Genomic DNA, 19483 nt, shown 5'->3' with positions numbered 1-19483 from the left:
TTCAATCAGAATCTATCGAGCACCGGAGCACTGAGGACATCACCAGCGGTGACTTGCGCCAGTTGATGATGAATTAGCGATTCACGGCCTCCTCCGAGAGAGACGGCAATTCGAGGGAAGTCATCCTCTAGAGCGGGATATTCTCTTCTCAGCCAATCCGGAAAGGCGGCGGTTGGCAGCAGGCGAATGGTCCTTCCTTTGACCTCAAGTTGGCCGGAGGTGAGCTCCTGAACCATTGCCAGTTTCGATCCCCCACCAGTGAGAATGACGGCTAAGCCTTCTCTGCTGGCAACACCGACCCAGCTCTCATCGACTGTTTCGAGCGTGTCCACCAGGCATTGTCTTAGTTCATTTCGGAATGTTTGGACTGCTGCCAGCTCAATGAGCTCATTGATTTCGATATCAACGACCTGACCATCCAGTAATCTGACGGTGAGGGTTTCACCGATGAACAGCGCCTCTTTGTAGTCGCGGATATTCAGCGCTAGGTTGCTGCGTATATTTACGTTCCGCGGATTGTCTGAACCCACGCCTGCCTTTCTAAGGATCAGCTCAGTAAGGGCTCGATCAAGATGGTTGCCTGCCAGCGGAATTCCCCTGGCAGCGCCTTTGGCTTCCAAGGCCTGGCGTACTCCGCTGTCAGAGTCCACATGCAACCGATACAGACTCACGTCGCTCGTGCCAGCTCCGACGTCAACGATAAGGGTAAGGCGTCGGGTATTGCTGTCGGTGCTCAATATCGCGTTCGCAACGCCCAAGGGTTCAGTGAGGGCTTCGGTTACGAAGTCGTACTGGCGAGATACCGAGCGAAGCTGTTTCGTAGCCTCCTCGAAGTCTTCTACGCGAAGCCCCTGATGCAGCGAATCCCCGAAGGTGTCGGCCAGAACCTGAGCCTGTCCCAGCAGTGTTCGAAGCGTCCCCTCAACCTCTCGACTTTGTTCAGCGCTGAAACAAGGCATCGCGAAGCGGCGTTTGATGTTTCTGGGAGCACCATATTTTGCAGCGTCCGAGTTGGCAGCCCAGGTCATGAACATCAGATATGCCAGTAATAGGTCTCCCATCTTCAGTTGTGTCTGAGTGGGGTTGTAGATTGCAGATACATCCGTCTGCATTGCGCGCTCAGACAAAAATCGTTTCACGTTGTCGATGCGCATTCTTTCGCCGTTACCACCTTCAACTAACGAGCGATCCAGTGCTTTCTTCCCAAACCAGATCAGTCCGCTGTTATCAATGTACAAAGAGGATATGAGCATGGTGTCGCTGACTTCGCGCTGGTCTCCAGGTTTCCCCAGCTCAAGAACATGAATTTCCTCGACGTCATCTTCGTCTATGCCGCTCAAGACAAGGGCTGCCTTGGACATGGCCGTGCCGAAATCGAGGCAAAGACGCTCTTTGAGGGAGGGTTGTGGGAGTTCGAAGATACTGAGGTTGAGGACGATGGAAGGCGGTGAGGAAACAGTAGCAGCAGGCGGAGGAGTTGCCGTAAGTTTTAAAGTAGGAGAAGTTGCCCCTCCAAGAACTGCCAGTGCTAGATTGAGGGCGTCGAGTTCGCCGGTCGTTAAAACTCCAGGTAATTCATACTGCTCAGCATCTATCTGTTTGATGCGCTTTAATAGATTGTTGATGAGAATCTTAGCTTCGATCCGGTCCATCGATGTTCCCCTTCCTGTTGATTAGGCCAATGGCTCGACCCTGGGCTTTACTAGCGTTTTGATGCTTCCACCAAAATCTTTCTGCACGCCGTCACGAACCACGCGCACTTCTCTTACCCCTTGGCTGGTGTCGCTGAGGAGCTCATGCTGCAAAGGATTGAATTCGACAACCATTCCCTTCAATTCAGTCTTTTTTAGCTTTCGCATGCGCGCCAATAGCAACGCCGTTTGCGCGATTTCGGCGTAGCCGGCGGCGGCGCTGATGACATTGGAAGCAGTAACTGGGTCAGAGATTTCCAACATGGGCGCAACAGTGCGCCTCAATGCGTGCATTGAAGGTTCAGTGTTTAAGACTTCAATGAGCAGTTCACCAATCATCTGGTCTTCGGTATTGCCGACCTTGTGAACTGTCCGGCGACTGCTACTGACCGAGCCACCGGTGATCCACCATTGGCGTACATCCGGGTCCAGCTCTAAGGCTTCTCCAAAGTGGTTGGTTAGCTCTTTGAGCATTTGAGCTTTCGACTGGTACATCGTGTGGATCAGATCCAAAAGCGTACTGTCGGTTTTACCTTGGCCGGCGAGGACCAGAGCAGCTTCTCGCAAGCACATGTTCAATGCCGGGCGCATCCTGGATGAGGACAGGTAGTGGATCCAGCGCGCGCGGCCCAGCAATGCTTTTGCACGCGGCAGTAGTTGGTAGGTATCAGCTAGCATGGCGTGAGAAAAGCGCAGCTCGATAATTCTGAGCAGGATGTCTACGCCGTCATCGACGATGTTGAACAGCAGTGACTCTTCGACTTCTCTCAGGTCACCGATAAGAAGGGCACTTATCCATTTGGCTAATGCTTCACCGGGCTGGTCGCCCAGTTCGAAGCTTCTGCTACGCATCACCTCAACCCAGCCGGAACTGATCCTTCGGGCTTTGCGAAGTCTCGACTCCGAGTTTGCAATTTCCATAAGGCTATCGAGTGCGGTGGTGTGTGCCGTTAGAGCTTTTGCTGCTGTTGAATGGCTGTTGAGCACCAGTTCGATGAGCTGCTTGCGTGCCTTTTCAGCAGTCTCCAGGGCAACGGATTCGGCCAGTACATAGTCTGCCCGATCAGAGGTGCGAAGTTGCGCGAGGCTGTGTGCTGCGTAGAACTTGCCATCGCCGTCCAGGGTGGATGACTCAAGGGCAGGAAGTGTGGCTGCATGGATGGTGCTTGCCAGCATCTTGAAGATACTGCTCTCGCGGCCGCGGGCAACAGCTGAAAGTCTGCCGAGTAACGCCAGAACAAGGAGACCGGATTCCGGGCTTTCATCTTCAGTTTTAGCGAGCTGTTCAACTTTCTGCAGAATGAGGTCCAGCCCTCCCTCTTTGATCATGGCCTGTATCTGTTGCCGCGCCATGCTCTGGGTTAAGACGTTGTCCAGTTCGATTAGGGATCGCGCGGTGCCGATCTCATTCAACCGCACATTCGTTTGGCTCTTGGTGTTCTTTTCCTCACGATCCATCGCGACCTCATTGCCATGTCAATAACAAGCTTTCGGGAGTCAGCAGTAGTGCTAGCTTCTAATTGGTGTACCGCATGTTCTGGACCGGGCACGGGTGATGCTCGTCTGAGCATACAAAGGTCAGAGGCAATGCGCCATTACAGAGATCGAATATTGCAGTTTTGTGCGGTAGGGTAGGGAAGGCTGCGTCGCGCAATCATGGAAGACGCTCTGCTCCGTATGAGTCCAACTGCTAATGGTTTCTCAATGACACGAAAAAATACCGGATTGCTGGTTCGCTTCGATGAGTCGCGTCGGGCGGATGTAATCAAATGGAAAATCGGAGAAGGCTTTGAATCATTCTCCGATGCGCTGAGTGTGACTGACTGGGACGTTGGCCAATTCAGCACCGCGCTGCTTTCGTTTTCGGAAGCCACCATTGATTACATATGTCTGGCCAAAAAGGGTAATCAGGTTGTCACCTCGAAAAGTCGTGTGGAGTTTTCATCGGTACTGGATCTTGAGTCGATAAGAATTTCAGAGATCGAAGCTGTTTTACCCACGGTCGTACATCGATATTTCATTAAGGCTTCCCAAGGCATCGGTGGGGCGATACCGCCCAAAACGTGGGGGGCAGCAATCGACGTCGTGAAAGAGCTACGGCCTCACCTTGTACCAGAAATAGAGCGAATCCTTTCCCTGCAACGGTTTTCGGGTATGCGTTTTCATGGCAGCGTCGCCGAGATCCAGATTCAGGAGCGAGAGGCGCTGGGTATATCGTTGGATATCTTCTCGGGTAGCAACAAGCTTCGAAATCGCGTACTCAGCGAGTGGGCCCCGCCTGCCGAGGCGGTGTCTGATCTTGACGAGGAAAACCAGTCGGCAATTTTGTTGGCATTGCCCACGTCTAGTCCGTCGTTCCTCAGTGGAATTTCGACCCGGTATATTCAGGAAGAATCTGCGATCCAGCACGATCTTTTCACATGGCCAGGCGATGCGCCTGTTCATGCCGGAGGTATCTCGGTCTTTGAGCAAGGAGGCCGAAAGCTTTCCGTTATTTACGCTAATCGGAATGCGCTCGAGCATACGCTAGGTGTTGACCTGATTTATTACAACGAGCTGTTTGACCTATTCGTACTCGTTCAATACAAGATCATGAAGGACGAAGGCGGCGTGATGGTCTACCGACCCGATGGGCAACTTTCGGAAGAGTTGGCACGAATGGATACGTTCAGGGATGTGGCCAAAAATACGGCCCCGTTGGCGTCTCATGAAGCCCATAGACTAAGCGACGACGGTTTCATGGTGAAGATGGTGCCCAACACGGGACTGATGCCAGCTTCTGGCGAGCTTATAAAGGGGATGTATCTCTCACGAGAGTACATGAACTTCTTGATCAGCACTGCCGGCCCCAAAGGTCCTCGAGGGGGAAGCCAGATCACCTTCGAGAATGCCCCAAGGTACCTGACCAACACTGAGTTTTCCTCGTTGGTTCATGCGGGGTGGATTGGGACTCAGGGGACTGGTACGTCCATGATCAAGAGCTTAATAGAAAGCTTTTACACAACTGGTCGTGCCCTGCTCATCGCCCACGAAACAAAAAAGTAAGTGAATCGTTCCTGGTTTCGTAGACAGTTATCAGCCTCAGTCTTTTGGCCGGTTGGCGTCGTAGGTCGAGCTTCAGCTAATGGCCGAATTCTGTCCGTCGCCACCGAGGTCTGCAGCCGATCACTGAGTACTATGCAGTGCCTTCCGCTAAAGGTTGTCCGGGTATGTGAACGCCCTGGGGCAACGAGTTTGGCCCAATGATTGCGGACGGCGTTCATTGTGCTGAGGTTTAGCTCGATGCTCGTCACTACCGTTATGGTGAGCCCTGGCGCAGAACCGATAACGTCATCGCCCGGAGGATCCCCAAGAAGCGTTCGAGGCCGGTTTTTTACTGCGGCTGCAGCAGACGCTGATCATGCTGCGTGAGGCTTCTTCTTCCCAATCAACCGGCATTGATACTTGAGGCACTATTGAAGTTTAGGATTTTGCTTTTCCCGCCAAACCCTCCGATCAAGCGATCTTTGATCGCGCTGATCGGAGGGTTCAACTGATTTGCTCAGGGCCACCGCGTTCCACGTTCTCATCCCATGTCTAATTAGCGCCGCGCCTTCAGTTCCCGTCAGCAATTGTCCTCTATCTCTAGTAATCGAAGTGCTGCTCAAATGTCAGAGCTGATCTTCTCGTGCGGCTATGGCTATAGGGGTGGCGACACCGGCGACAACGGCGACAACGCACGTAGAGCGCGGACTGGAGCATGGCGACAAAAGTGGCGACAGTCGCCACTTTCTGAGCGCATTGGCCGTGACGCTTGACCGCCTTTTCGAGTAGGTATAAAAATTGGCGCACGGATCGCTGTCGTTGACAGCACCAGCCCAGGTAGCCAGAACCTTGAAGGCTACGCCACTCGCGTGGTGGTTCTTCCCCAAGTGCGATTAGCGTCCGGCGGCTCGCACGGTCACTCCCCAAGAGTGATGGATGCCTACTCGACCAATCTGCCCACTGCGGCAGACGATGGACCTACGTCGCTGCATTGCAGCAACCTCACCTCTTGGCACACTTCGCTGCGCCAGACCTCGCCCGTCTCTTTCTCCAGGAAAGAGACGGGCGCTCATACCACTGCTGCAAGCCACGACGTACAAGGCGTTGCCGCAACTCTCCGCGTGACAATCGGCCTGACAAATCCGATTCGTCGCCATCCACAACAACACAGGCACCGGTGCCGCAGCCTATGGAAAGGCTGCACCTGACTGACAGTCAGGCATGCCCCAGGTGTCGATGTTGTTGCCTTCTCTCACCCAGGATATCCAGGTGCCGAACTCGTCAGTCGGCACAGCCTCCACCCGCCCGCATCTTCGGATGCGTTTAGGAGGCCAGATTCATGGGTTTATGCCCTTGCTCTCGGTCGTAATGAGCCGTTCGTTCCGCGTCAGTGAACACCTCACAGGCCGCAGGGGCCTTGATCCCTGATAACACTCAACAGCCGTGGCGGGACTACGTGAGGACAACCAGCAATGACGAGGAGACGGCCCATGCAGCAGTTAGATCCGAAGCTTGAGCTACCACAACTACCTCGACCGCTGATTGAGTCGAATCCCGTGGCCCAGCCTTATCCGGTGCAGGCACTGGGTGGGATTCTTGGGCCTGCAGTCGAACGCATGGCTGAGGTCATCGGGGTGCCCCAGGCATTGGCTGCACAATCGGTGCTGGCTGCTTCGGCGCTGGCCACTCAAGGTCATGCGGGCTTACAGCTCGATGGGAGAAATTATCCGCTGTCGCTGTACCTGATCACCGTGGCCGCATCCGGCGATCGCAAAACGGCGGCAGATCGATTTGCATTGCTGCCCGCACGGCAATGGGAGCGTGAGCAGTGGCAGCGCTATCGCGAACAACTCGCCCGGTACCGTGTCGCGCAGCGACAGGCGCAGCGTATCAACCCTGGCGATCCCAACCCCACAAACGGCGTACCGCTTGAAGCGGAGCCCTCAGCACCTAGGCTGATCACCACGGATCCGACTATCGAGGCCCTGATCAAGGGACTCTGCCATGACTTGCCGAGCATGGGCCTGTTCTGTGACGAGGGGGGACAATTCCTCGGTAGCAGCACCATGAGTCGGGATAACCGTTTGAAAGCGGTTACGACCTTGTCGTCACTCTGGGACGGCAGTCCGATAGATCGCGCGCGGTCCATGGTGGGTGAAAGCTTGCGAGCTTACGATCGACGCTTAAGCCTGCACCTGATGCTGCAACCGTATCTAGCCATGCAGTTACTCAGTGACCCGTTGCTGCAGGGGCAAGGCATTCTCGGTCGCTGCCTCATGACCTGGCCCACCAGCCTGGCCGGACAACGCAGTTACCAGGCTGTCGACTTGTCAAAAGACCCCGCTCTAAAGCGATATCACCACCGTCTTTCGGCCCTGTTTCATCAGCCTTGGTCGCTTTCCGCTGACGGTGCCTTGCGGCTGTCACCGCTGAGCCTCAGTCCATTGGCTCGTCGTCGCTGGATTGATCTGCATGATGCCATCGAGGCCCAGTTGGGTGAGTTTGGCGAGTTGGCAAGCGTACGGCCTAGCGGATCGAAGGCCGCCGACAACCTGCTGCGCGTCGCCGGCAATCTGGCAGTAGTGGAGGAGAGCAGCGTCGTGGAGGTCGATCATATCCAACGGGCCTCGGCCTTAGTCGGCTACTACCTCACCGAGATCCAGCGCCTGACCGAGCAGGAACCGATGTGCAGGGTAAAAGAGGAGGCAGACAGGCTGCTGCGCTGGCTGCAGGTCAAAGATTGGAAGCGCTTTAGTATTCGAGACCTGAACCGCAACGGCCCCCGCTTTGCCCGTAAAAGCAGTCGCCATGCCACCAAGCTGTTAGTCGAGTTGCTTGATCATCAGTGGCTGATCACCGACGGCCACACCTTCGAGGTGCGCCATGTTTAATCTTGATGAAGCACTGCGCAACCACTTAGCTCAACGTCACAATGAGCCGAAAGTGCGGTTTGTCGCCGCGAGTGTCGCCACTTTGTCGCCACGCTCAAAACCAGGTAGGACAAGGGTTGTCGCCGCTGTCGCCGATGTCGCCACCGATCGTAAAACTATCACCTCGACGACAGCCATTATCCAGTGGTTAGAAAAGGAGGGGGCGCATCTCTACGTCGTCGACAACACGCTGTGTTTTCGCCCTACTGATTGGGCCCAGTTCGCCATCGTAGGCGCACACTGGCGAGCGCTTCAACATGAGCTCGCTGCAGTCGATCAGGATCAGAAAAATGGCTCGCGTCGGTAAGCGAGCGGGGCGCAATTTCGGCTTCGGTCGCCAGCTCAGCTATGCCGGACCGCAAGCCTTGAAAGATCTATTTGGCGACGGCCATTTTGCTACCGTCAAAGCCCATAGCGATCGCTGGCAAGCATTCGTGCATTGGTGTCGATTCGAGGAAGGGCCGAGGCTAAATGACGCGCGACAGATCGACCGCGAGATCCTCATGCGGTACGCCGCCTATATGCGGGAGCAAGTGGACCAGGGCAACGTTGGCATCGCCACCGCGCAGAACCGACTGTCCAGTGTGAACCGAACGATGGCTGCGCTGCGCGGTGATCAGTACGTCAAAATCCCCAGTCCGAGCAAGGCGCTGGGTTTGCAGCGCTCAAGCGTGCGCGGGGAGTCCCCGCAAGGCCAAGATCGTGCTCAGATTGAGTTGATCGCACGCGCACTGTCAGAGCGGGGTCAGCAACGAGTGGCCGCAATTGTGCACCTGGCCCGGGAGACTGGTATGCGTCTGCGTGAAGCGATCTTGGCGGACCTGCCCCGACTGCAACGTGAGGCCGAGCAACTGGGCAAGATCAACATCCAGGACGGCACCAAAGGCGGTCGATCAGGCGCGTCAGCGCCGCGTTGGATCGCGGTCACTGATCAAATCCGTGGCGCCTTGGATAGGGCCTGGGAGGCTTCACCCAGTCGCAGTCGGAACCTGTTGACCCCCAATGAGAGCTACAAAGAGTTTATGCAGTCAGTTGTGCGACCGGCACGGGACATCTTGCACGAGCATGGATTGAAAGGCTTTCATGAGCTGCGGGCGGCTTACGCCTGTGAGCGCTATGAGCAACTGACTGGCTTGAATACACCCATCAATGGCGGTCGTGTTCATCGAGACGATCGAGAGCTTGATCAGCATGCACGACAGCAGATCAGCCACGAGCTGGGACATAACCGCATCGATGTAGTGAGTGCCTACATCGGAGGTCGGCGATGACGTCCGAGTTCGACATAGCGTTGTTTCTGAGCCCTGTGCTCAAAGGTGCGCATGCCACGCGGCAGCGGCACATCAGGCAAGCAGAAAGGATGCACGAGGTGATTCGTGAACGCTGGGGTTGCGCGACGCCCTGGTCCTGGAGAGAAAAGCACGTGAGATGGTTTCTGGAGCACTATTTGCGGCGCTCAGCTCCAGCTACCATCTACTACTACGAGTTAACAGCAGGGTTGATCCGTCGTAGAAAGGCAAAAGTCGTGGTTGCCTGATAGATCTTTAAGCGTGAGCCCCTGAGTATGGGAATGCGGAGCCTTCCCATACTCAGGGGCTACCAGAGATCTGGCAACTGTCGTCACTCTTCTCGCCCTACTACACGACACGGATCGTAGCCGGTGGCGCACCCCTTTTGGATATTCAGCGAATCGGTACGACGTTGCGATCTCTAGTTTGATTGATGGCCGATGCCGACAGGCTGCCGGTGGCCGCCTTCTGGATATGTTCACTCCACCAAGCCATCATCGGACGCCGGCGTTCGATGTAATCCGTCCGGTTGTAGGCGCTACGCACTTCGTCCTTGTCGACATGCGCCAGTGCGACCTCGATCAGCTCCGGATCCCAGCCATGCTCATTCAGGATGGTGCTCGCCATCGAGCGCAAGCCGTGGCTGACTAGACGGTCCTGAAAGCCCATGCGCTTCAACGCCATGTTGGCGGTCTGGCTATTGGCATGGGTGCGGGGGTTTCTATCTGAGGGGAACACGTACTCTCTGTTACCGCTGAGTTGCTTGAGCGTCTCCAGTAACGAAAGTGCCTGATCGGTAAGAGGGATTGTGTGCGGCCGACGCTTTTTCATGCGCTCTGGCGGAATGGTCCAAATGCGCTTGTCGAAGTCGATATCTGCCCATCGTGTGGTGGCTGCTTCGGCAGGGCGGGTCATCGTGTGCAACTGCCATTCGATCAGGCAGCGGGTCGTGCGCTTGATGCTGGCGTTCGCGATTTCCATCATGAGCTCGGGAAGCTCCTCAGGTGGTAGCGCAGCCATGTTCTCTTTCTTGGGTTTCTTGAACACCGCCCGAATGCCATTGAGAGGGTTCGCAAATATCAGCCCGGAGTTGACCCCGTAGGTCATGATCTCGTTGAGTCGTTGGCTCAATCGTTTCACGGTTTCGAGGCTCCCTTTGGCCTCGATTGGGCGAAGGATCTTGATAACCATCGGAGCAGTGATTTGAGAGAGCGGCGTTGTTTTCATGCTTGGGAAAACATGAAGCGTCAGCGATCTCCAAATGTCTTCGGCGTAGGCTTTGGTTACGGAGTCTTTCTTCAGCTCGAACCAGGCAGTGGCCACCTTCTCGAAAGTGTGTTCAGTCTCAGCAAGTTTGGCTTGCCTTACCTCATCACGCTGGGTTTTGGGATCAGTGCCCAAAGCGAGCAACTCACGCGCCTCTGCGGCTTTCTTCCGAGCGTTGGCTAGCGAGAGGTCGGGGTATGGACCAAGCGCCATGTTGATACGGCTTCTGCTCAACGGCTCGCGGTAATTGAAATTCCACATCATCGAGCCGCTGGCGCGTACTCGAAGCTGTAAGCCATCGCCGTCGCTGAGGACGAAGTCTTTACCAGTTGCCTTGACTGCCTTGAGCTGGCGATCGGAGAGGCGGGTTGCGTTAGTAGGCATGGGGGGCTACCTCCAGCACCGTTTTGGTATCCTGAAAATAGCATTTGACAGTCCGGGATACCACCTGGGATACCAAAGCGCCTGGAACTTAGAAACCCTGCAAAGCCCCCATAAGCGCTGAAACCCCTTTATTCACTGGATTTCAGGCACAAAAAAAGACGTCCGTGGACGTCTTTAGATGATGAAGTGGTGGAGCCGGGGGGATTTGAACCCCCGTCCGCCAGTACTCTGCTGTCGGTACTACATGCTTAGCCGTGTCTATTGAGTTAACCCTCAGCGACCCGACGGGCAGGGTGCTTTGGGCGAGTTGTGTAAGTTTTAGCCGCTTCGTCCACAACGTACTGCACGGCGATTCTGTTCTATATGACAATCATTTTGGGTTTACAGACATCCCCTGATGATTGCTGGACCCGAAGGTACCAGGGGGGAAGGGCTAAGGCTGCTTACGCAGCGAGAGCGTAATCCCCGTAGGTTTCGTCATTGGCAACTATAGGAAGTTGCAACAGTGGATTTACGAGTTCTGTTACCAACTCGGCATGCACCTAAAGTTTCGCAACCGGCGTCGAATCCTAAACGGCCCCGAACCTGTTGTGCATTACCAACAGGTGGGCGGAGTTTACGCTAACCGAGGCCAGAAGGCCAACCCGAAGGTTGGCCCAATGCATCGGCCTACTGATCGCCCTTGGTGTTGTTCTGCAATTGCTGGATCGCCTGGGTGGTCAGGGAGATGCAGTTCTTGGTGCCTTCCTCGGTGCCTTTGGCGTGTTCGGCGGTGGCTTGCTGGACCTTGGCGTCGATGTCGCTGCTCAGGTCCGAGCTCATGGCCTCGGTGCTGACCTTGGCATCCTTGATTTTTTGCAGGTTGATCTGGCACAGGTCCTCTTGCCCGGCGGCAAACACCGGGGAGGCGAGCATCGCGGCGGTAATGAACAGTCCAGCCAGTGCGGAACGCTTCATGGTTATCTCCTTGATCGCAGGGGCTCGGTGTTGCCGGTCAACAGGGCCGGCTGCCGAGTGGGCTAAGCCCTTTTTTGCGGGCCTAGAAAATGGACTGTAGCCGCGCGCTGGGGTTCTGTTTTTTTTTCGAAGAAATGAAAAAGCCAGGGGCGTTTTCCGCCAGGCACAAAAAAGGGGCGAAAACGCCCCTTTTTTTCCCGGCTCGATGGCTCAGACCGCCTTGGCCCGGGTGACCCGATCCACCAGGTAGACCAGCCCGTGATAGTCGATCCCGCCATGCTGGCTGAGGCCGATTTCACAGGTGCGGCTGGTGGAGATGCCTTCGCTGCAATACTGCACCGCGTCCTTTAGGCTGCGCAGGGAGTGGGCGTTGAGTTCCGGGGTGGTGAAACCCTTGTCGCCGGCGAAACCACAGCAATGGATGCCTTCGGGGATTACCACGTTGTTGCTGCAACGCCGGGCCAGGTCGATCAAGGCCTGGCTCTCGCCCAAGTGCTGGGTGCTGCAGGTGACGTGCACCGCTATCGGCGCTTCCTGCGGGGTGAAATCCAGGCGCTCCAGCAGGTGGGTGCGGATGAAACGCACCGGGTCGTAGAGGTCCAGGCGCACGTCCCCCAGGTCTTGCACCAGGCGCAGGGTGCAAGGGCTGGTGTCGCAGTAGATCGGGTCGAGGCCGCCCCGGCTGGCGTGGAGCAGGGCGCCGATCAGTTCCTGGCGCTTGTCCTCGGCCTGGGTGGCGTAGCCTTTGGAGGCGAACGGCTGGCCGCAGCAGAGGTTGTCCAGGTTGTCCGGCAGCACTACTTGATAACCGGCCTTTTCCAGCAGACCTCGGGTTTTCTCGTAGAGGGAGCTTTGCTCCTTGTCGCCCGCCGCTGGCCCCATGACCCGGGACACACAGGCTGCCAGGTACACCACCCGCGGACGCGCGTCGCTGACGCTCGGGCTGAAGCGAATGGCCTTTTCCGGCTGAGGCATGGCGCTGCTCCACTGCGGCACCTGGCCTTTGGACAGGCGCGTCAGGCTCGCCGACAGCTTGCTCAGGCGCGGCGCGCCCAGGAGCATGCGCGCGCCGTTGGCCACGTGCAGGGTGAAGCGGGCGCCCTGCAAGGTGGTGGCGAAGTGCGAGCCGAGCCAGTCGGCGGTGCCGTTATGGGTGGCGTGTTCACTGCGCAGTTTCTTCACCAGCTCGCCGGTGTTGATGCCCACCGGGCAGCGCTGGGCGCACAGCCCGGTGGCGGCGCAGGTGTCGATGCCCTGATATTGATAGGCCGCCTCCAGCTCGGACGTATCGATGCCGGCCCGTTTGCGTGCCTGGATATCACGCCAGATGACGATGCGCTGGCGCGGGCTCAGGGTCAGCCCCTTGGACGGGCACACCGGCTCGCAGAAGCCGCACTCGATGCACTTATCCACAATCTCGTCGGCCGCCGGCAGTGGCTTGAGGTGCTTGAGGTGGATCTGCGGGTCTTCGCTGAGCACCACGTCCGGGTTGAGGGTGTTGTTGGGGTCCAGCAGGCGCTTGAGTTGCCACATCAGCTGGTAGGCATCACTGCCCCATTCCAGCTCGACGAAGGGTGCCATGTTGCGCCCGGTGCCGTGCTCGGCCTTCAGCGAACCGCCGAATTCCACCGCCACCAGTTGCGCCACGTCGTCCATGAACGCCTGGTAGCGGTTCACTTCCTCGCTGCTGTTGAAGCCCTGAGTGAAGACGAAGTGCAGGTTGCCCTCCAGGGCGTGGCCGAACAGGATCGCTTCGTCGTAGTGGTGCTTGTCGAACAGCTCGATCAGGCGGTTGACGCCGATGGCCAGCTGTTCCACGGGGAAAGTCACGTCTTCGATGATCACCGTGGTGCCGGTCTTGCGCACCGCGCCCACCGCCGGGAAGGTGTCTTTGCGGATCGCCCAGAGCTTGGCGTTTTCCTGCGGGTCTTCAGTGAAGTCCACCTGCTTTTCCACCGGGAAGGCGGCCAGGGAACTCATGATCTGCGCCAGTTGCTCGTGCAGCAGCGATGAGGATGCGGCGCGGGACTCGATCAGCAGCGCGCAAGCGTTGGCCGAGAGTTGCTGGACGAAGGCCGGCATGCCGGGCTTGTCCTGCACCGAGCGCAGGCTGCGGCGGTCCAGCAGTTCCACAGCAGATACCGGCTGGCTCTTGAGCACGGTCACCGCGTTGCAGCAGGTGTCCACATCGGGAAAGACGATCAGCGCCGACGCCTTGTTCGGGTGGTCGATCACCGTGTCGTAGGTCACTGCGCTGATAAAGCCCAGGGTGCCCTCGGAACCCACCAGCAGGTGGCTGAGGATGTCCAGTGGCTCGTCGAAATCCACCAGGGCATTGAGGGACAGGCCGGTGGTGTTTTTCAGCCGGTATTTGTGGCGGATCTTCGCTGCCAGCTCGCTGTTGGCGCGGGTGCTGCGGCCCAGTTCGGCCAGGCGCTCCAGCAGCGGACCATGGCTGGCGCGGAAGGCGGCGACGCTGGCCTCATCCTCGGTATCCAGACGCGTGCCATCGGCCAGTACCAGGCGAATGCCGGCCAGGGTGTGATAGGTATTCTGCGCGGTACCGCAGCACATGCCGCTGGCATTGTTGGCGACGATGCCACCGATCTTGCAGGCGTTGATCGAGGCCGGATCGGGGCCGATCTTGCGCCCGAAAGGTGCCAGCCAGGCATTGGCCTGGGCGCCGATCACACCAGGCTGCAGACGAATCTGCGTACCCTGATGGCGAATCTCCTTGCCGTTCCAGTTATCCCCCAGAACGATCAGCACCGAGTCGCTGATGGCTTGCCCGGAAAGGCTGGTGCCCGCCGCGCGGAAGGTCACCGGCACCCGTTCGCGCTGGGCCAGCTGGAGCAGGGCCACCACTTCGTCTTCGGATTCGACGCGGATCACCAGCTTGGGGATCAGTCGATAGAAGCTGGCGTCGGTGCCGAAGGCCAGGGTCGAGAGCGGGTCGTCGAAGCGCCGCTCCGGGGGGATCAGTTGCTGGGCATCACGCAGAAAAGCGGCCGGTAGGCTCATTGGTCCTCCAGGATCAGCACCACCAGGTCTTTCGGGCCGTGGGCGCCGTAAGCCAGGACTTGCTCGATATCAGCGGTCTTCGATGGGCCGGACACCAGCAGCGCGTTGGTCGGCATGCCGGCGGCCCAGTTCATCTGTTGCTGCACCTGATAGAAGTTGTCGCGGATCTCGCTGGCCTTGAGCAGGGCAAAATGCACCGGCGGCACCAGGCTCATCAGCCGCGGCTCTTCCCGGGTCGGCCAGAGGATCAGGCTGCCGGTGGCGGCGATGGCGCCCAGGGTGGTGGTGAGGCTGGCCGGGGTGTCGTTGAACAGCTCGGCTTTCCATTCTTCCACCGGGCGGTCGTAGGCCTTGAGCGCCGGCAGTTGCGGCCGCTCGGCCCAGTACTGGGTGACCCGCTGGCCGTGGGGCGTGCCGGGGGCGATCAGCAGGCTGGGCAACTGGCGTTCCTGCAGCAGGCGGGCCAGCAGTTCGGGCCAACCGGCGCCGGTGCTCAGGTGGATTTCGGTGTGCACTGCTTCCATCTGTTTGCGCAGCTGCGGGATGCGTTGTTCCGCGCTGTAGCTGTAAGGCTCGGTGACCAGCGCCTCGTCGAAGTTATCCACAATCGGCGTGGTGCCGCTCAGGCTGTTGCGCAGCTTGGCGAGGATGTTGTGTTTCGCGCTCATCAGCGGTCTCCCTGCTTGTCCAGGTGCTCACGGGCCAGGTCGTGCAGCGACCGGGCGGCGGGTTTTGGCGCACTGTGGTTCTGCGTCCAGGGGCCGACCTTGCTCGGGGCGAGGGCGCGCAGGCGGGTGGCGGCCAGGGTGAACAGGCGATACAGGGTCGGCGAGCTGTTGAGGCGGGCCCAGGCGTTCCAGATGAAACGTTCCTTGCGCGAGTACTTGCTGCCCTGGCCGCGCATCACTTGATGGGGGCTGTCCGGGGCCTTGACGTTTTCTTCCCGCAGGCGTCGCAGCAGCGCCGGGATCGGGATCTTCACCGGGCAGACTTCGCCACAGGCGCCGCACAGCGACGAGGCGCTGGGGTGATCCGGCACCTTGGCCAGACCCACCATGTGCGGGGTGATGATCTTGCCGATCGGCCCCGGGTAGACCTCGCCATAAGTGTGGCCGCCGACCCGGGTGTAGACCGGGCAGTGGTTCATGCAGGCGCCGCAGCGAATGCAGTTCAGGGTCTGGCGCAGTTCGCTGTCGGCAAACGCCTGGCTGCGGCCGTTGTCCAGCAGCACCAGATGCACCTCCTGGGGGCCGTCCAGCTCATGCGCTTTGCGCGGGCCGGAGATCATGTTGACGTAGGTAGTGATGGGCTGGCCCAGGGCCGAGCGGGTCAGCAGCGACAGCAGCGGCACCACGTCCCGCAGGTTCTCGACGACTTTCTCGATCCCGGTGACGGCGATGTGCACCGGCGGCACGGTGGTGGACATGCGCCCGTTGCCTTCGTTTTCCACCAGCAGCAGGGTGCCGGTCTCGGCCACGGCGAAGTTGACGCCGGAGACGCCGATATCGGCTTCGAAGAATTTCTGCCGCAAGACCTTGCGACCGATCTGAATGAGTTGGTCAACGTCCTTGGTGTACTCCACGCCGAGTTTGTCGTGGAACAAGGACGCGACCTGACCGGCATTCTTGTGGATCGCCGGCATAATGATGTGTGAAGGCTTCTCGTGATCGAGCTGGACGATGAACTCGCCCATGTCCGACTCAAGGCATTCAATGCCTTGTTCAGCGAGGACATGGTTCATTTCCATCTCTTCGCTGACCATCGATTTGCCCTTGATCACTTGCCGCGCCTCGTGAGCGCGGATGATCGAGAGGACGATGCCATTGGCTTCGTCCACCGTTTCCGCCCAGTGCACTGTCACACCGTTGCGGGTCAGGTTCTGTTCCAGGCGCTCGAGCAGGTCGGGCAGCTTGGATAACGCCCGGGCGCGAATCGCATTGCCCAGGGCGCGCAGGTGTTCTCTTTCGTGGGCATCGCTGAACGAGGCCGCACGCTTGGCCATGAGTGAATCCATGGCGCTGCGAAAGTTGTTTCGCAGTTGTTGGTCACCTAGGGCCTGGTGGGCCCGGGTGCGAAAATCGTCCGCCACGTCGGTGGTCGGAATCAGCTCTGGGGTGCTCATTGCGCACCTCCAGTACGTTGCCAGAGGAAGCTCGCCAGGTGCTGGCCGCGCAATGCCTCTTGTTGTTTCTCCAGCGCGCCGTTGATGTTCATCAGGCAGCCGCAATCGGCACTCAGTACCTGGTGGGCGCCGGATTCCTTCAGCGCCCGGGTCTTGTCCGCGACCATGGCGCCGGAGATGTCCGGCATTCGGACGCTGAAAGTCCCGCCAAAGCCACAGCATTCGCTTTCGTGGCTGTGTTCTACCCGTTCCACGTTGCTCAGCTGTGACAACAACTCACGGCCGTGCAGGTGGGTGTTCATTTCCCGGCGTGCCGAGCAGGAGGTGTGCAAGGCCACCTTGACCGGAGCGCCACTGTCCTTGAGCTGCACCTTGCACACGTGCAGGAGGAACTCGGCCAGTTCATAGGTGCGGGCGGCCAGGGCCTGCACTTGTTGCAACGTCTCGGGCTCGTCCTTGAACAAGTCCGCGTAATGCTCGCGCAGCATGCCTGCGCAGGAACCCGACGGCACCACCACCGGATAGTCGCCGGCAAACAGCGCCAGTTGCGAGCGGGCCACGGTGCGCGCCTGTTCGGTGTAACCCGAGGTGTAGGCCGGTTGTCCGCAGCAGCTTTGCCCTTGCGGGTACTCCACGCGAATGCCTTCGCGCTCCAGCAGGTGAATCGCGTCCATCCCGGCTTCGGGATAGAACAGGTCGACCACGCAGGTGCCGAACAGGTAGACCCGCGACGGCTTCGCGCTGGGGTACTGCCGGGGTTCGGCCAGCGGCGGCGCGACACGGGTTGCATTGGGCACGGCGTTGTAGAAAAGCTCGCTCATCAGGCGTGTCTCCGGGTGGTCCCGGTTATTCGTCCGTCGCGGCGGCTGAAAGATAAACCAGCAAGCTTTCAGCAGCCTTGCAGACCGGGTGGTGAATGACTGACGCCGCGGGTGAGGGCGGCGTCGGCTCTTTCGGTGTCGCTTAGTGCACCAGCATGCCGGTGAACCAGTAGGCCTGAGCCAGGGTGATCAGACCGACAATAGTGGCAAAGAACAGGCTGTGCTTGAGGGTGAAGCGGAACAGGTCGGATTCCTTGCCCACCAGGCCGGTGGCGGCGCAGGCCACGGCGATCGATTGCGGCGAGATCATCTTGCCGGTCACGCCGCCACTGGTGTTGGCCGCGACCAGCAGGGTGTCGTTGACCCCGATCTGGTGCGCGGTGGTGGCCTGCAGCGAACTGAACAGGGCGTTGGACGAGGTATCGGAACCAGTGAGGAACACCCCGAGCCAGCCCAGGAACGGCGAGAAGAACGGGAACGCCGCGCCGGTGGCAGCCAGGACCAGGGCCATGGTCGAAGACATGCCCGAGTAGTTGGTGACGAAGGCGAACGCCAGCACCATGCCGATGGACAGGATCGGCCAGCGCAGCTCGTAGAAGGTCTCTTTCAAAGTGGTCAGACCAGTTTTGAAATTAATCTTCAGTACCAGCATGGAGATCAGCGCGGAGAAGAAAATCGCCGTGCCGGTGGCGGAGATCGGGTCGAGCTTGAATACCGCCGGGATGGCGGTGGGGGTGGTCACGATCGGCGCCATCTTGATCACCAACTGATCCAGATGCGGGATGGCGAAGTTGAACACCCAGCCGTACATCGAGCCGCCAGCCGCGAACATCGCCTTGAAGGGCTTGAGGGTCCAGATGGTCACCAGCACGGTGAGGATCAGGAACGGCGACCAGGCCTTGAAGATCTTCCCCAGGCTGTAGGGCGAAGCGACGGTGTTGCGTGGCTGGCCGAAGCCGCCGGCGCTGGCGGTCACGGCTGCGCTGGAGGTGGCGCCGGCGATCTGTGCACCGGCGGTGCGCTTGGGCTGCCAGATTTTCAGGAACAGGGTCAGGGAGATCAGGCTGGCCAGGGCCGAGGTGATGTCCGGCAGTTCCGGGCCGATGAAGTTCGAGGTGAAGTACTGGGTGATGGCAAAGCTCAGGCCGGCCACCAGCGCGGCGGGCCAGGTCTCTTTGACGCCACGCATGCCGTCCATCATGAACACCAGCCAGAACGGCACGAACAGCGACAGCAGCGGCAGCTGGCGGCCGGTCATGGCGCCGATCTTGAAGGCGTCGATGCCCGTCACCTGGCCGGCAACGATGATCGGAATCCCCAGGGCGCCGAAGGCCACGGGCGCGGTGTTGGCGATCAGGCACAGGCCGGCGGCGTACAGCGGGTTGAAGCCCAGGCCCACCAGCAGGGCGGCGGTGATCGCCACTGGCGCGCCAAAGCCGGCAGCCCCTTCAAGGAAGGCACCGAAGCAGAAACCGATCAGCAGCACCTGCAGGCGCTGGTCGTCGGTGATCGACAGCACCGAGCTGCGGATGATTTCGAACTGGCCACTTTTCACGGTCAGTTTGTAGAGGAATACAGCGGCGACAATGATCCAGGCGATGGGCCACAGACCGTAGGCAAATCCATAGCCAGCGGCAGCGAAGGCCATGTCGGCGGGCATCTTGAAGGCGAAGATCGCCACCAGGATCGACAGGGCCAGGGTGATACTCCCGGCGACGTGTCCTTTGAGACGGAACACGGCCAGAGCCAGGAAGAAGAACACGATCGGGATAACGGCGGCGAGGGCGGACAGGCCGAGGCTGCCAAGCGGGCTATAGAGCTGTTGCCAGGTTTGCATAATGGGGTGGCCCCTAATTGTTGTTGGTCAGGCACTGCTAGCGTCTTGGTTAATTGGTAAGACCAATTTACAATCGCTGTTGGCTAGGGTAAAAGCCTTGTGCTCGGTGTGTCAATTTGCCGCCCTAAAACTTTTGTCGAA

General features: G+C 58.9%; 14 protein-coding genes and 1 other RNA gene. 5 read left to right on the top strand and 10 right to left on the bottom strand.

From position 1 onward, the window contains the following. Positions 1–5 precede the first annotated feature (5 nt). Positions 6–1652 carry an acetate and sugar kinases/Hsc70/actin family protein gene (locus tag BLS75_RS16720; RefSeq protein ID WP_083533715.1) on the bottom strand — a complete coding sequence of 549 codons (1647 nt, stop codon included), beginning with the start codon at positions 1650–1652 and terminating at the stop codon, positions 6–8. A gap of 21 nt (positions 1653–1673) precedes the next feature. Continuing rightward, on the bottom strand, positions 1674–3149 hold the full coding sequence (locus tag BLS75_RS16715; RefSeq protein ID WP_072451316.1) for a hypothetical protein: 1476 nt from the start codon (positions 3147–3149) through the stop codon (positions 1674–1676). A gap of 198 nt (positions 3150–3347) precedes the next feature. On the opposite strand from BLS75_RS16715, the gene BLS75_RS16710 reads away from it, so the two are divergent. The 5 genes from BLS75_RS16710 to BLS75_RS32625 all read left to right on the top strand — a co-directional run bounded on the left by BLS75_RS16710 (position 3348) and on the right by BLS75_RS32625 (position 9182). Beyond that, positions 3348–4736: a hypothetical protein gene (locus BLS75_RS16710; RefSeq protein WP_176876750.1), complete on the top strand. Its 1389-nt coding sequence runs from the start codon at positions 3348–3350 to the stop codon at positions 4734–4736. Between the two features lie 1469 nt (positions 4737–6205). Further along, the gene (locus tag BLS75_RS16700) at positions 6206–7606 is read left to right on the top strand and encodes a YfjI family protein (protein WP_072451315.1); all 1401 of its coding nucleotides are present in this window, start codon (positions 6206–6208) and stop codon (positions 7604–7606) included. Then, positions 7599–7952 carry a hypothetical protein gene (locus BLS75_RS16695; RefSeq protein WP_072451314.1) on the top strand — a complete coding sequence of 118 codons (354 nt, stop codon included), beginning with the start codon at positions 7599–7601 and terminating at the stop codon, positions 7950–7952. The genes BLS75_RS16700 and BLS75_RS16695 overlap by 8 nt, the downstream gene beginning before the upstream one ends. Then, positions 7936–8916: an integrase domain-containing protein gene (locus BLS75_RS16690; RefSeq protein WP_072451313.1), complete on the top strand. Its 981-nt coding sequence runs from the start codon at positions 7936–7938 to the stop codon at positions 8914–8916. The genes BLS75_RS16695 and BLS75_RS16690 overlap by 17 nt, the downstream gene beginning before the upstream one ends. Then, positions 8913–9182, top strand: coding sequence for a hypothetical protein (locus BLS75_RS32625; RefSeq protein WP_072451312.1), 270 nt, complete (start codon positions 8913–8915; stop codon positions 9180–9182). The genes BLS75_RS16690 and BLS75_RS32625 overlap by 4 nt, the downstream gene beginning before the upstream one ends. A gap of 145 nt (positions 9183–9327) precedes the next feature. On the opposite strand, the gene BLS75_RS16680 is transcribed toward BLS75_RS32625, so the two are convergent. From BLS75_RS16680 to BLS75_RS16645, 8 genes are all read right to left on the bottom strand, one after another. Beyond that, complete coding sequence (locus tag BLS75_RS16680; RefSeq protein WP_072451311.1) at positions 9328–10584, bottom strand: integrase domain-containing protein; 1257 nt, start codon at positions 10582–10584, stop codon at positions 9328–9330. Positions 10585–10771: 187 nt separating this feature from the next. Next, positions 10772–11165: a transfer-messenger RNA gene (ssrA, locus tag BLS75_RS16675) on the bottom strand. A gap of 88 nt (positions 11166–11253) precedes the next feature. Beyond that, positions 11254–11541: a hypothetical protein gene (locus tag BLS75_RS16670; RefSeq protein WP_015634102.1), complete on the bottom strand. Its 288-nt coding sequence runs from the start codon at positions 11539–11541 to the stop codon at positions 11254–11256. A gap of 210 nt (positions 11542–11751) precedes the next feature. Beyond that, positions 11752–14562 (bottom strand): FAD-binding and (Fe-S)-binding domain-containing protein, encoded by a 2811-nt coding sequence (locus BLS75_RS16665; protein ID WP_072451310.1) that lies wholly within the window; start codon positions 14560–14562, stop codon positions 11752–11754. After that, positions 14559–15230: a LutC/YkgG family protein gene (locus BLS75_RS16660; protein WP_072451309.1), complete on the bottom strand. Its 672-nt coding sequence runs from the start codon at positions 15228–15230 to the stop codon at positions 14559–14561. Before BLS75_RS16660 ends, BLS75_RS16665 begins: the two co-directional genes overlap by 4 nt. Continuing rightward, positions 15230–16684 carry a LutB/LldF family L-lactate oxidation iron-sulfur protein gene (locus BLS75_RS16655; protein ID WP_072451308.1) on the bottom strand — a complete coding sequence of 485 codons (1455 nt, stop codon included), beginning with the start codon at positions 16682–16684 and terminating at the stop codon, positions 15230–15232. Before BLS75_RS16655 ends, BLS75_RS16660 begins: the two co-directional genes overlap by 1 nt. Continuing rightward, the gene (locus BLS75_RS16650) at positions 16681–17505 is read right to left on the bottom strand and encodes a (Fe-S)-binding protein (protein WP_015634106.1); all 825 of its coding nucleotides are present in this window, start codon (positions 17503–17505) and stop codon (positions 16681–16683) included. The genes BLS75_RS16655 and BLS75_RS16650 overlap by 4 nt, the downstream gene beginning before the upstream one ends. 142 nt (positions 17506–17647) lie before the next feature. Continuing rightward, positions 17648–19342, bottom strand: coding sequence for a lactate permease LctP family transporter (locus tag BLS75_RS16645; protein WP_072451307.1), 1695 nt, complete (start codon positions 19340–19342; stop codon positions 17648–17650). Positions 19343–19483: the final 141 nt, after the last annotated feature.

The sequence above is a fragment of the Pseudomonas sp. NFPP12 genome, assembly GCF_900103205.1.
Lineage (GTDB): Bacteria > Pseudomonadota > Gammaproteobacteria > Pseudomonadales > Pseudomonadaceae > Aquipseudomonas > Aquipseudomonas protegens.
The sequence above is the reverse complement of the archived record's forward strand: the minus strand, read 5'-3'. Positions and strand labels throughout refer to the sequence as shown.

Excerpts from the sequence above, each read along its gene's own strand:
- BLS75_RS16690 (WP_072451313.1), top strand. The coding sequence starts at position 7,936 with ATGGCTCGCGTCGGTAAGCGAGCGGGGCGCAATTTCGGCTTCGGTCGC.
- BLS75_RS16650 (WP_015634106.1), bottom strand. The coding sequence starts at position 17,505 with ATGAGCGAGCTTTTCTACAACGCCGTGCCCAATGCAACCCGTGTCGCG.
- BLS75_RS32625 (WP_072451312.1), top strand. The coding sequence starts at position 8,913 with ATGACGTCCGAGTTCGACATAGCGTTGTTTCTGAGCCCTGTGCTCAAA.
- BLS75_RS16655 (WP_072451308.1), bottom strand. The coding sequence starts at position 16,684 with ATGAGCACCCCAGAGCTGATTCCGACCACCGACGTGGCGGACGATTTT.
- BLS75_RS16710 (WP_176876750.1), top strand. The coding sequence starts at position 3,348 with ATGGAAGACGCTCTGCTCCGTATGAGTCCAACTGCTAATGGTTTCTCA.
- BLS75_RS16665 (WP_072451310.1), bottom strand. The coding sequence starts at position 14,562 with ATGAGCCTACCGGCCGCTTTTCTGCGTGATGCCCAGCAACTGATCCCC.
- BLS75_RS16645 (WP_072451307.1), bottom strand. The coding sequence starts at position 19,342 with ATGCAAACCTGGCAACAGCTCTATAGCCCGCTTGGCAGCCTCGGCCTG.
- BLS75_RS16715 (WP_072451316.1), bottom strand. The coding sequence starts at position 3,149 with ATGGATCGTGAGGAAAAGAACACCAAGAGCCAAACGAATGTGCGGTTG.
- BLS75_RS16695 (WP_072451314.1), top strand. The coding sequence starts at position 7,599 with ATGTTTAATCTTGATGAAGCACTGCGCAACCACTTAGCTCAACGTCAC.
- BLS75_RS16680 (WP_072451311.1), bottom strand. The coding sequence starts at position 10,584 with ATGCCTACTAACGCAACCCGCCTCTCCGATCGCCAGCTCAAGGCAGTC.
- BLS75_RS16660 (WP_072451309.1), bottom strand. The coding sequence starts at position 15,230 with ATGAGCGCGAAACACAACATCCTCGCCAAGCTGCGCAACAGCCTGAGC.
- BLS75_RS16720 (WP_083533715.1), bottom strand. The coding sequence starts at position 1,652 with ATGGACCGGATCGAAGCTAAGATTCTCATCAACAATCTATTAAAGCGC.
- BLS75_RS16700 (WP_072451315.1), top strand. The coding sequence starts at position 6,206 with ATGCAGCAGTTAGATCCGAAGCTTGAGCTACCACAACTACCTCGACCG.
- BLS75_RS16670 (WP_015634102.1), bottom strand. The coding sequence starts at position 11,541 with ATGAAGCGTTCCGCACTGGCTGGACTGTTCATTACCGCCGCGATGCTC.